Origin of the sequence: Polaromonas sp. (genome assembly GCF_029945925.1) — a bacterium.
Classification (GTDB): domain Bacteria; phylum Pseudomonadota; class Gammaproteobacteria; order Burkholderiales; family Burkholderiaceae_C; genus Polaromonas.
Map to the genome: position 1 here is coordinate 1 of NZ_JAQSDN010000066.1, position 11359 is coordinate 11359.

The window sequence follows — 11359 nt, forward strand, 5'->3', positions numbered from 1 at the left end:
CAGATCGCCGCATCAACCGCCCTTCAGGCTCATACCTGAATTGGAAAATACTGCCGCTCAAATAGATGCAGCTCGCATGCGGACGGAAAGTCGATCTCTGGTCGTCCGGCGGCATCCGGGCGGGCGTTATTGCAGTTCAACGCTGGAGTCAAAAGCATGCACCCTGATTTGACCCGCTGGGGCGGCGGTTTTGTTCTTGCGCTGGTGCTGGGCATCTTGCCGGGCTGCGCCAGCACCGGCTCGGCCACCCCGTCAGCGCGGCCCGTCCTGTATCCCAACGCCACGCTCCAACGCGTGGGTGACGCGCAGGGCCGTGCCGAGGCCAATGCCTGCATGGCCCGGGCTGCAGCAGCAGGATTGACGCCTTCCGAGAACACCCATGCGGTGGCGCGGGGGGGCGGCGCGGCCACCGGCGGCGTGGCCGCCGCTGTTGGTGCCTTGATCACTGGCCGGGGTACCGAAGGCGTGATCCGCGCCGGTGCAGGAGGCGCCGCCGTGGGCGGCTCGGCGGGTGCGGTTCAGGGCGCCTTCCGCAACGACCGGCCCAGCAGCACCTACCGCGCGTATGTGCAGCGCTGCCTGGCCGACAAGGGTTTCGACGTGATTGGCTGGAACTGAGCTTGTCCCCATTACACCAGCTGCTGTCCGTGCAGCTTGCCGTCGCCCGGCGCGTCAGCATGGGTGGGCGCCAAGTGCTCACGGCCATGGGCAAGCAGGCCGTGGCCGGCCCGGTGCCTGTGTTGCCCGTGGGCCTGCTCGGTGACGAGCAGGCCGACCTCTCGGTGCATGGCGGGCTCGAAAAAGCCGTTTATGCCTACCCGGCAGAACACTACCCGTTCTGGCAGGCTGCGCGCCGCGAACAGGGCCTGAGCCAGATCGACGACAGCCTGCCTTTTGGCAGCCTGGGTGAAAACCTCACGCTGCAGGGGCTGCTGGAAAGCGAGGTGTGGGCCGGGGACGTGCTGAGGTTCCCACACTGCGAACTGCAGGTGCGCATTCCGCGCGAGCCCTGCTACAAATTCAATGCAGCCATGGGTTTTACGCGCGCCTCGAGGTTGATGGCGCAAAGCGGCTTTTGCGGCTTTTACCTGTCGGTCCTGACGCCAGGCACCCTGAGCGCGGGGGATAGCTTCGAACTCTTGCCGGGCCGGCGCAGCGTGAGTATCACCCAGCTGTTTGCCGCCAAAATGAGCAAACACCTGCGCTAGAAACCCTAGAGCAAGGCGTAGGTTGTCGTGGCGCGGCAAACACTTTTGCCGTCGTCTGCGCCGCGGATGTCGATCTCTCCAAAAGCCAATGACTTGCCAGCGCGAATCACACGCGCCTCGACCAGCGCGTCCTGGTTCGACAGGGGCTTGAGAAAACTGCTGTTCATCTGGACCGTGGTGCAGGGTTTGAACGCGCCAAAATGGTTGATCAGCGCGAGCACCATGGCCGTGTCGGCGGCGGCCATCATGGCCTGGCCGCAGAGCATGCCGCCGACCCGGGAGAGCTGCGGGTTCTGCGGGACGCGCAAGGTCACGCCCTGGCTGTCAAACGAGACGACGTGCAGGCCCAGGGCCTGTACCCAGGGGGCAAAATAGTCGGGCAGGGCGGCTTGCAGGGTTTCGAGGTTCATCATTGTTGCTCCACGGCTTCAAAGCCGGCGGTGTTCAGCACGTCCAGCACTTGCGCAATGTGCGCGCGCCCGCGCGTCTGGATCACCAGTTCAATGTCGACGTTCTGCGCAGCCAGCATGGTGAATGCCCGCTGGTGATGCACCTCGTCGATGTTGGCGCCGGCATCAGCGACGGTGGCGGTGATTCTGGCCAGCGAGCCGGGCACGTCGCGCGCACTCACGCGGATGCGCGCCAGCCGGCCGGCGCGCACCATGCCGCGCTCGATGATGGCCGCCAGCAGCAGCGGATCGATGTTGCCTCCGCACAGCACCAGGCCGACCTTTTTCCCCTTGAAGCGGTCCGGGTATTTCAGCAACGCGGCCAGACCCGCAGCGCCCGCCCCTTCGACCAGCGTTTTTTCGATTTCGAGCAGCATGACGATAGCCTGCTCGATGTCGCCTTCTTCCACAAGCACGAGGTCGTCCACCAGGCGCGCAATGATGGCTTGCGGGATCACGCCAGGCGTGCCGACGGCGATGCCCTCGGCAATCGTGCTGCTGCCCTGGGGGTAGTGTGTGCCCTTGATCGCATTGACCATCGCCGGGAAGCGCGAGGTCTGCACGCCAATGACTTCAATGCCGGGCCTCATCGCCTTGGCGGCCGTCGCCATGCCGGCGATCAGGCCGCCGCCGCCAACGGCCACGATCAGCGTGTCGAGGTCGGGGACGGCGTGCAGCATCTCCAGGCCCACCGTGCCCTGGCCGGCAATGATGGCTTCGTCGTCATAGGGGTGGATGAACACCAGGCCTTCGCGTTCGGCCAGGGCCAGGGCGTGGCTGCGCGACTCCTCCAGCGTGTCGCCGTGCAGCACAACCTCGGCGCCAAAGCCGCGCGTGCGCTCGATCTTGACGCCGGGGGTGAAACGCGGCATCACGATCACCGCGCGCAGGCCAAGGCGCTGCGCATGGTAGGCCACGCCTTGGGCGTGGTTGCCCGCGCTCATCGCCACCACGCCGCGGCGGCCGTCTTCGCCCGAGAGCTGCACCAGCTTGTTGCAGGCGCCGCGCTCCTTGAAGGAGGCGGTGTATTGCAGGTTCTCGAACTTCAGGAAAACGTCCGCCCCGGTGATCTGCGACAGGGTTTTGGACGCCACGCAGGGAGTATCGAGCAACTGGCCTTGCAGGCGAAGCGCCGCAGCCTCAATATCGGTCAAAGCAAGCATGGGAAAGATCTCCGGCAGAAGTGTCGATTGTGGCCGGGTTTGTGGCGCAATTTACACGGGGGCATGGCCGGCGCGTCTTCCCTCGTGTGCGAAGCTGCGTTATGGTTGGGTCTACGTCAATCTGGGGTGCATGTGTAAATGATGTGGCCTTCCGGGCTGGAGGTTCTCAATGAGCAAGCGTTCGGGTGGTGCTGACAGGCAGGGTCAGTTGCTGCTGTCCCCCGGCCTGAAAGAGGCGCCGGTGCTGGACCTGATGTGTTCGCATTTTGTGCTGACGCTGGCGGCCCGGCAGGGTGCCAAGTTCAATGTGCGGCGCGACCTCAACAGTCTTCTGTCGCTGTCGGGACGGCACCTGGTGTGGCCCTTGCCGGCCTTGCAGCGCCTGCGTGAATTCCTGGGCCGCCGCTGCAGGGGCAACGAATTCTGGCAGGGCCACGAGGCCTTGGGCGATGCCGCCTTCATGGGCCGCCATGGCGCCTGGCGCGGGCCCTACGAGGAAGGCACGTTGTTCTTCTACCTCGACGAATACGCCAAGGACCAGCCCAAGGACCTGCTGTCGGTGCTGTCGGCCACCGGCGACTGGCTGACCCACGCGCTGAAAAAACAGTCCACGCTGGTCGAGAAAAACATCGACGCCCTGGCCAATCTGTTGCAGCTGAACCAGGCCGAACGTGCCCTGCTGCTGTACGGCACGCTGGCGCGTTACCAGCGCGACCTGCGCTCCATGCTGGTGGAGTTCAAGGTCAGCAACGCACCGGAGGCCTATGCCGCGCTGGCCGAGGTGGCCGGTGTGAAAGCCAACGAAGTGGCCGAGGCCCTGCGCGCCGGCTCGCGGCTGGAGCGCATCGGCATGGTCGAAAACCTGATTTCCGAGCACAACATCACCGACCTGGCCGACCTCATGAAGGTCAGTGAAAAACTGCCGCCAGTGCTGATGCGCGAGTACCGCGACCAGAACGAGCTGATGGCGGTGTTCACCCGGCCGGTGGAGCGCAGCAGCCTCGGGCTGGCCGATTTCTCCTTCGCGCAGGAGGACGTCCAGGTGCTCGTGGCGTTGCTGCGAAATGCCGTGGCCGGCAAGGAGCTGGGGGTCAACGTGCTGCTTTACGGGCCGCCGGGCACCGGCAAGACCGAGCTGACCAAGGTGGTCGCGCAGGCGGCCGGCCTGGACCTGTTCGAAGTTGAATATGCCGACCGCGACGGCAACTCGCTGAGCGGGCGCGACCGCTACCGCTCGCTGCAGATCGCGCAGGTCTTCCTCAAGGGCAGTGCCCATGCCGCACTGCTGTTTGACGAGGTCGAGGATGTGTTCCCGCCGCTCACCAGTGAAGCGGCGCAGCTGATGGCGCGCTCCGAGCAGCTGTCTGCCCCGGCGGCCGCTTCGGTCAACGGCAAGGCCTGGGTCAACCAGATTCTGGAGTCCAACACGGTGCCCACCCTGTGGGTGACCAACCGCATCGAGCAGATCGACCCCGCCTTCCGGCGCCGTTTTGCCTACCACCTGGAACTCAAGTCGCCGCCGCCGGGCGCACGCGAGATCCTGGTGCGCAAGACGCTCGAAGGCGTGCCCGTCAGCGACGCCCTGGTGGCCAGGCTGACCGGCCGCAAAGGCCTGACGCCGGCGCAAATCCGTACGGCGGTGCGGTTTGCCAAACTGGCTGGCAGCCCGGGCGCCAGCACCGATGCCGCCGGCATGGGGGCGATCCTGTCCGGTGGCCACACGGCGCTGATGGAGTCCCTGATCGAGCGCCAGCTCAAAAACGCCGACCAGGCGCTGGGCAACAGGGCGGGCGCCGGTGGACGGCGCAGCGTGACCACCTACGACCTGTCCATGCTGAATGTGGAGTCGCGCTTCGACGTCCCGCGCATCGTCGAGGCACTCAAGGCGCGTGGCCACGGCACGTTGTGTTTTTATGGCGCACCGGGCACCGGCAAGACGGCCCTGGCCGAACACATGGCCAAGGCGCTGGACCGCCCGCTGATCATCAAGCAGGCCAGTGACCTGATGAGCAAGTACGTGGGCGAGACCGAGCAGAACATGGCCGCGATGTTTGCCGAGGCCGAGCAGGAGAAGGCCGTGCTGCTGCTCGACGAAGCCGACAGCTTCCTGCAGGACAGGCGCGGCGCGCAGCGCACCTACGAGGTCACCGAGGTCAACGAAATGCTGCAGGGCATGGAGCGTTTCAGCGGCATTTTTGTCTGCACCACCAATCTGCTCGAGAGCCTGGATCAGGCGGCGCTGCGGCGTTTTACCTTCAAGATCAAGTTCCTGCCGCTGACGCCGCTCCAGCGCGATCAGATGTTCGTCACGGAAGCGCTGGCCGGTGACGGTGCGGCGCTGACCGCTGCCCTGCGCGACCGGCTGGCCCGCCTGAACCAGCTGTGCCCGGGTGACTTTGCAGCCGTCAAGCGCCAGACCGACATTTTGTCGGTCGAGTTCACGGCGGACGAGTTTTTAAGCCAGCTCGAAGCCGAGCACCGCATCAAGCCCGATGTGCGTGACGCCCGCGGCATGGGCTTCATGCAGTAGGTTGGTCGCTACTAAATAAATAGCACGCTGCGCAACATTGGCGGGGGCAGAGGGCTGATATTGCCGCAAGTCAAGTTACAGATGGGTCAGACGGATCGCCTTGCGCGACCCGTCGTCCATGTCCTTGACCGCCTGCACCATGCGCTCGAGGCAGGCCTGGGCCTGGTCCGGGCCCAGCCGTGCCGACTCGGCCACATAACCGATGGCGATATGGAACAGCAGCGGATCGGCCTCGGGCAGCTTTCTGGATGGCCGCAGACCGCCGGCAAGGATCTTGGTGGCCACCTGGGTGACCGAATCGCTGCTCATGGGCCCTTCCATCAGCAACGCGAACAGGCTGTCGCCGACCCGCGCCACCGTGTCCGTGGGTTGGGCGGCGCCCCGGATGCATGCGGCCGCCATCACCATGGCGCGGTCACCCGTCTCGCGGCCGTGCTGCTGCTGCAGGCTGGCGAGGTTGCTCAGGTTGACAATCAGCAGCGCGCAGGGCTGCCTGTAACGTTCGGCGGTGCGCAGGGCCTGGCGCAGCCTGCCGAGCAGCAGCCTGGCCGAACCCAGCCCGGTCAACGGGTCGGTCGTGGGCAAGGCCGTCGCACGCGTTTCGGACTCGCGCCGCTGTGTGACGCGGCGCAACAAACCGTAAAACAGGATGGGCGCCTCTACCGCGGAGCCCAGCATCAGCGCGTTCTGGGTGAGAAAACTGGACGCGAGCACGCCGAAATTGCGCAGCAAGGGGAAAAGGGTGGCCACCATGATGGGCAAAAACCCCAGGGCCATCCAGCGTGCATGGCGGTCGCCTTCAACCAGTGACACCCCGACCACCATCAACACAACCCCCATGCCGGCGCTGACCAGGATGTTGATGAGGGCAAAGCTTTCGATGGTCGGAAAGGCTGCATCGATGAGTGCGACCAGCGGCAGCAGCCCCATCAGCGCCACGATGAACCAGTCCAGCGCCCGCGAAAAGCGCTTGGGGGTGGTGACGGTCCGGACAAACCAGAGGGCGGCCGCCGCGGCCGTCAATGGCAGCAGAACAATGGAAATATTGTTCAGCTTCGGCAGCTCCGGCCACAAGTACAGCCCGGCCACGCCGGAGAAAGCGCCCTGTGAGCCCGCAAAGGTTGCCACATACAGGGCATAAGTGGCAAAGCCCCAATCCCGATAGGCCGTGGCATTGATCAGGGCCAAGACGGTGACCAGCGCCGCCAGGCCAAAATAGGCGCCCAGCAGCAGGTGCTCCAGCTGACGCGCCGTGGTGACCTGCGCGTCGCTTACCACGCGCGGCAGCGCGGAGAAGGGGATGCGGGCGTGCTCGACGCGAAGGTAATAAGGGACGAGTTGCCCGACCTCATGGCTCAGCGAGAACACCGGATAGCGCCCCGGCTGCGGCCAGGCGCTGATAGGCAGGCTGTCGCCGGCTTGCTGAACCACCCACCGGCCCAGGCTGTCGCGGTAATAAAGTGTGATCCTGTCGACACCGGACATGGGCAATTCCAGTTTCCAGTGTGTCTGCGGATCCTTGACCACGGCGTTAAAACGCAGCCAGAGCGCCGCGTTGTCAAGCGCGTAGGGCCGGCCGCTCTGAACCGGCGCAAACCCGAGGGTGTGGGCACCGGCCTCGATTTTCTCAACCGAAGCCTGGCCGTTCGCATCGATCCAGAACTCCAGTGCCGGCACCATGTTGAGCGGGGCGCGCTGCTGGTCCAGGGTCAGCAGCTCGCCTGCCGCCGCGGGGCTGGCCAGCAGGGCAGATTGCAGGCAGAGCACGGCCAGCAACCCCCGGGCAAAGGCGGCCAGCACTCCCGCGGCAGTGAATGTTCTCTTGGCTCCCACAGGCCGGTATTGTGCAGCAGGCCCCACAGGCGAGCGGGTCCGACATGGACTGCCGGGGCCGCTGGCTTGACGGGCGGCTTGCTGTCGGGTGGATGGCTGTAGCCGCGGCGCCGGCCGGTCAGGCGTCAGTGGCGCAGACGCGCAATACCTCGCTGCCATAGGCTTCGAGCTTTTTCACCCCGATGCCGCTGATGCCTTCCAGGTCGGCCGTGCTTTGCGGCGCCCGCTCGGCGATGGCGCGCAGGGTCGCATCGTGGAAGATGACAAAGGCGGGCAGGTTGTGTTCGCGCGCCACCTCGGCGCGCCAGGCCTTGAGCCGGGCCAGGCGTTCCAGCGCGCCGGCGTTGAGCGAGGCTTCGGCCAGGCCCTTGACGGAGGTCTTGGTGCCCTTTTTGGTGCTGCTTTTGCGCCGGTCGGCCGAACCACCGAGCGCCTGCTCGCGCAGCATCACGCTGACCTCGCCCTTGAGCACCTGGCGCGCATCGGGCAGCAGCTGCAGGGTGTTGAAGGCGTCGGGGTCGACCCGCACCATGCCCTTGGCGATCAGCTGGCGCAGCACGCCGCGCCACTGCACCTCGGCCAGGTCGGCACCGATGCCGAAGGTGCTGAGTTTGTCGTGGCCATGCTGCAGCACTTTTTCGGTCGCCTTGCCGCGCAGGATGTCCATCAGGTGGCCGGCGCCGAAGCTGATGCCGCTGGCCTGCTGCACGCGGTAAATGCAGCTGAGCATCTTGCGCGCGGCTTCGGTCGCGTCCCAGACCTTGGGCGGGGCCAGGCAGTTGTCGCAGTTGCCGCAAGGCTGGCTGTCTTCACCGAAATAATGCAGCAGGCTGACACGCCGGCAACGCGTGTCTTCAGCCAGGCTCAAGAGGGCATCGAGCTTGCCGCGCATGACCTGCTTGAACTCCTCGCTGGCCGCCTCGCTGGTGTCTATCATGCGGCGCTGGTTCACCACGTCCTGCAGGCCGTAGGCCATCCAGGCATTGGCCGGCAGGCCGTCGCGGCCGGCGCGGCCGGTTTCCTGGTAATAACCTTCGATGTTCTTTGGCATGTCCAGGTGCGCGACAAAACGCACGTCGGGCTTGTCGATGCCCATGCCGAAGGCAATCGTCGCGACCATCACCATGCCTTCCTCACGCAGGAAGCGGTCCTGGCGCTGCTGGCGCAAGCTGCTGTCCAGGCCCGCGTGGTAGGCCATGGCCTTCAGGCCGGCGTCCTGCAGCATGTCGGCCACTTCCTCGACCCGCTTGCGCGACTGGCAATACACGATGCCGGCCTCGCCCGCGTGTTCGTTCTCGATAAAACGCAGCAGCTGGCGTGTCGCATCGGTTTTTTCGACGATGGTGTAGCGGATGTTGGGCCGGTCGAAGCTGCTGACGAACTCGCGCGCATCCTCGAGCTTGAGCCGCTCGATCATGTCCTGGCGCGTCAGCGCGTCGGCGGTGGCCGTCAGCGCAATGCGCGGCACGTCGGGAAAGGTTTCGTGCAGCAGGCTCAAGCTGCGGTACTCGGGCCGGAAGTCGTGGCCCCACTGGCTCACGCAATGCGCTTCGTCGATGGCAAACAGGCTGAGCAGGCCACGTTCGTGCAGCGAGCCCAGCAGGCCTTTCATGCGCGGGGTGTTGATGCGCTCCGGCGCGGCATAGAGCAGGGTCAGCTCGTTGCGCAGCAGCTGCTTTTCCAGCGCGCTGCTTTCTTCCTGCGTCTGCGTCGAGTTGAGAAAGGCCGCGGACACCCCGGCCTCATGCAGCGCGCCGACCTGGTCGTGCATCAGCGCGATCAGCGGCGAGATCACCACCGTCACGCCGTGGCCGGCGTTTTGCCGGGCGATGGCCGGGATCTGGTAACACAGCGACTTGCCGCCGCCGGTGGGCATCAGCACCAGCGCGTCGCCGCCGCGCACCACATGCTCGACGATGGCCTGCTGCGGGCCGCGGAAATCCGGGTAGCCGAAAACCTGGCCCAGGATGTCCAGCGGGGAAAGTGGGGGCGTGGGGTGCGGCAGGGACAAGGCGGAGGAGTGTAAAAATGCTATCGAAAAAGGAGCTGTCTGCGCAAGTGGGGCAAGGGCTGGAGCCGGATTTTGTCAGAAAACCAAGGCTACATCTGCTCCCAGGGCAAACCGTCAAAGCGCCAGCCGCTCAGGGTGGAGCGCTGGAACCGCTCGTCGAGTTCGCCTTCAAAACCGTGCACCACGTTGATGACCTCGGCAAAACCCGCCGCCTCCAGCGCCAGGCCGGCGGCCAGTGTGCGCTGGCCCGAGCGGCAGATCAGCAACACCGGCTGGTCCTTGCCGCTGGCCTCGCGCTCAACCGCTTCGGCGAACCGGGTCGGGTCGGGCTGCAGGTCGGGGTATTCGTACCAGGGCACGTTGACCACGCCGGGCGGGCGGCCCACATACAGCGACTCGATTTCCATGCGCACGTCCAAAAACAGGGCGTCGGGGTGCTGCTGCAGGTAGTCCCAGGCTTCTATGGGTTGGAGGTGTTTCATGGGTCGAGCTCGGATGTAAGCGCTATTGTCGGGGGAAAATGGAGCCCCCACGCTTTTCACTGCGTGTAATGCGCGCACCTTGCAGGCCGCCGCTCGCCAGAGGCTTCGCTTCTGTCGCCCGGCAAAGCCGGTTCCGCGGCCCCTGCTTGAAGGATGGGGTCCGTCCCACCTTTCCAATTGACCGTGAGCTTGTCCGTGTATGGCCTGCGCCTTAAAATCGGGCCATGAAGCCGCTTATCTACACCCGGGGCCAGCAGTTGCCCGTCATTCTCGAAAAACGCATCGCCATCCTCGACGGGGCGATGGGCACCATGATCCAGCGCTTCAAGCTGAACGAGGCGCAGTACCGCGGCGAGCGTTTCAAGGACTTCCCCAAGGACGTCAAGGGCAACAACGAGTTGCTGAGCCTGACGCGGCCTGACGTGATCCAGGACATCCACGAAAGCTACCTGGCCGCCGGCGCCGACATGATAGAGACCAACACCTTCGGCGCCACCACCGTGGCCCAGGCCGACTACGACATGGCCGACCTCGCGGTCGAGATGAACTACGAGTCCGCCCGCATTGCGCGCGCCGCCTGCGACAAGTTTTCCACGCCGGACAAACCGCGGTTTGTGGTCGGCGCCCTCGGCCCCACCCCCAAGACCGCCAGCATCAGCCCCGACGTCAACGACCCGGGCGCGCGCAACACCAGCTTCGAGGAACTGCGCAAGGCCTATTACGAACAGACCGAGGCGCTGGTCCGGGGCGGCGCCGATGCGCTGCTGGTCGAGACCATTTTCGACACGCTCAATGCCAAGGCGGCGCTGTTTGCGATTGACGAGTATTTCGAGAAATCCGGCGAACGCCTGCCCCTGATCATCAGCGGCACGGTCACCGATGCCTCGGGCCGCATCCTGAGCGGGCAGACCGTCACCGCCTTCTGGCACAGCATCCGCCATGCGCGGCCGCTGGCCGTGGGCCTGAACTGCGCGCTCGGTGCGGCGCTGATGCGCCCCTACATCCAGGAGCTGGCGCGTGTGGCCGGCGACACCTTCATCAGCTGCTACCCCAATGCCGGCCTGCCCAACCCGATGAGCGACACCGGCTTCGACGAAACGCCGGACGTCACCTCACGCCTGCTGCGCGAGTTTGCCGAAGAGGGCCTGGTGAACATCGTGGGCGGTTGTTGCGGCACGACGCCGGAGCATATCGGGGCGATTCACCAGGCGGTCGAGCCGCTGGCGCCGCGCGGCATCCAACGCGACTACTTTTACAAGGAAGCGGCGTAAGAGTGGTGCCTGCGGTGAGGCGTCACGCTGCGCCCCGGGCATGTTGTTGACAGTAGGACGGACTCCCCACTCCCACCCCTAACCCCTCCCTCGCCCCGCTGGGCGATGGAGGGGGACTTCATTTGGCAACGTGTGCTGCACTCGCGTGCAAACATGACGGCCGCGTTCTTCGACCTGACGCGCTGCGCGCGTCAGGTCTCCCCGCACCCGAATTCGCTCCCGCTTTCATCCCCACCCGTCGGGCTGGGCCGAGGAGCGCAGCCGAAAACGGATCAGGGCGAGCGATTGTCTGAGCGCAGCGAGTTCGAGCTCGACCCCGTTTTCGGCGAGCACCGCAGGTTGCCCGCAGCGAAGCGGAGGGACCCAGACCATCGGGTCGCCTTTTCTTTTGCTTACTTTTCTTTTGGCGACG

10 protein-coding genes are annotated in these 11359 nt (G+C 65.5%); 5 read left to right on the top strand and 5 right to left on the bottom strand.

Annotated elements, in window-relative coordinates:
- The first annotated feature begins 156 nt into the window (after nucleotides 1-156).
- Together PSV40_RS21700 and PSV40_RS21705 are read left to right on the top strand one after the other, a co-directional pair.
- Nucleotides 157-618, top strand: coding sequence for a glycine zipper family protein (locus PSV40_RS21700; protein ID WP_300541826.1), 462 nt, complete (start codon nucleotides 157-159; stop codon nucleotides 616-618).
- 59 nt (nucleotides 619-677) lie between these two features.
- Nucleotides 678-1208 carry an MOSC domain-containing protein gene (locus PSV40_RS21705; protein ID WP_300541844.1) on the top strand — a complete coding sequence of 177 codons (531 nt, stop codon included), beginning with the start codon at nucleotides 678-680 and terminating at the stop codon, nucleotides 1206-1208.
- Nucleotides 1209-1213: 5 nt separating this feature from the next.
- On the opposite strand, the gene PSV40_RS21710 is transcribed toward PSV40_RS21705, so the two are convergent.
- A complete protein-coding gene (locus tag PSV40_RS21710) occupies nucleotides 1214-1618 on the bottom strand; it encodes a PaaI family thioesterase (protein ID WP_300541828.1) in 405 nt (134 codons plus the stop codon).
- Nucleotides 1618-2820, bottom strand: coding sequence for a threonine ammonia-lyase (locus PSV40_RS21715; RefSeq protein ID WP_300541830.1), 1203 nt, complete (start codon nucleotides 2818-2820; stop codon nucleotides 1618-1620). The genes PSV40_RS21710 and PSV40_RS21715 overlap by 1 nt, the downstream gene beginning before the upstream one ends.
- Nucleotides 2821-2989: 169 nt before the next feature.
- Between PSV40_RS21715 and PSV40_RS21720 the strand changes: the two genes are divergently transcribed.
- Nucleotides 2990-5350: an ATP-binding protein gene (locus tag PSV40_RS21720; RefSeq protein ID WP_300541832.1), complete on the top strand. Its 2361-nt coding sequence runs from the start codon at nucleotides 2990-2992 to the stop codon at nucleotides 5348-5350.
- 75 nt (nucleotides 5351-5425) lie between these two features.
- Here the strand turns inward: PSV40_RS21720 and PSV40_RS21725 are convergent, their stop codons facing one another.
- The 3 genes from PSV40_RS21725 to PSV40_RS21735 all read right to left on the bottom strand — a co-directional run bounded on the left by PSV40_RS21725 (nucleotide 5426) and on the right by PSV40_RS21735 (nucleotide 9676).
- Complete coding sequence (locus PSV40_RS21725) at nucleotides 5426-7183, bottom strand: 7TM diverse intracellular signaling domain-containing protein (RefSeq protein WP_300541834.1); 1758 nt, start codon at nucleotides 7181-7183, stop codon at nucleotides 5426-5428.
- A 118-nt stretch (nucleotides 7184-7301) separates the two neighbouring features.
- The gene (gene recQ, locus PSV40_RS21730) at nucleotides 7302-9194 is read right to left on the bottom strand and encodes a DNA helicase RecQ (protein ID WP_300541836.1); all 1893 of its coding nucleotides are present in this window, start codon (nucleotides 9192-9194) and stop codon (nucleotides 7302-7304) included.
- 89 nt (nucleotides 9195-9283) lie between these two features.
- Complete coding sequence (locus PSV40_RS21735) at nucleotides 9284-9676, bottom strand: rhodanese-like domain-containing protein (RefSeq protein ID WP_300541838.1); 393 nt, start codon at nucleotides 9674-9676, stop codon at nucleotides 9284-9286.
- Between the two features lie 224 nt (nucleotides 9677-9900).
- On the opposite strand from PSV40_RS21735, the gene PSV40_RS21740 reads away from it, so the two are divergent.
- Together PSV40_RS21740 and PSV40_RS21745 are read left to right on the top strand one after the other, a co-directional pair.
- Nucleotides 9901-10947: a homocysteine S-methyltransferase family protein gene (locus PSV40_RS21740; protein WP_300541840.1), complete on the top strand. Its 1047-nt coding sequence runs from the start codon at nucleotides 9901-9903 to the stop codon at nucleotides 10945-10947.
- Between the two features lie 153 nt (nucleotides 10948-11100).
- Nucleotides 11101-11359: hypothetical protein (locus tag PSV40_RS21745; RefSeq protein ID WP_300541842.1), on the top strand; the 259-nt coding region annotated here is incomplete at its 3' end.

Excerpts from the sequence above, each read along its gene's own strand:
- PSV40_RS21700 (WP_300541826.1), top strand. The coding sequence starts at position 157 with ATGCACCCTGATTTGACCCGCTGGGGCGGCGGTTTTGTTCTTGCGCTG.
- PSV40_RS21705 (WP_300541844.1), top strand. The coding sequence starts at position 678 with ATGGGTGGGCGCCAAGTGCTCACGGCCATGGGCAAGCAGGCCGTGGCC.
- PSV40_RS21710 (WP_300541828.1), bottom strand. The coding sequence starts at position 1,618 with ATGAACCTCGAAACCCTGCAAGCCGCCCTGCCCGACTATTTTGCCCCC.
- PSV40_RS21715 (WP_300541830.1), bottom strand. The coding sequence starts at position 2,820 with ATGCTTGCTTTGACCGATATTGAGGCTGCGGCGCTTCGCCTGCAAGGC.
- PSV40_RS21720 (WP_300541832.1), top strand. The coding sequence starts at position 2,990 with ATGAGCAAGCGTTCGGGTGGTGCTGACAGGCAGGGTCAGTTGCTGCTG.
- PSV40_RS21735 (WP_300541838.1), bottom strand. The coding sequence starts at position 9,676 with ATGAAACACCTCCAACCCATAGAAGCCTGGGACTACCTGCAGCAGCAC.
- PSV40_RS21740 (WP_300541840.1), top strand. The coding sequence starts at position 9,901 with ATGAAGCCGCTTATCTACACCCGGGGCCAGCAGTTGCCCGTCATTCTC.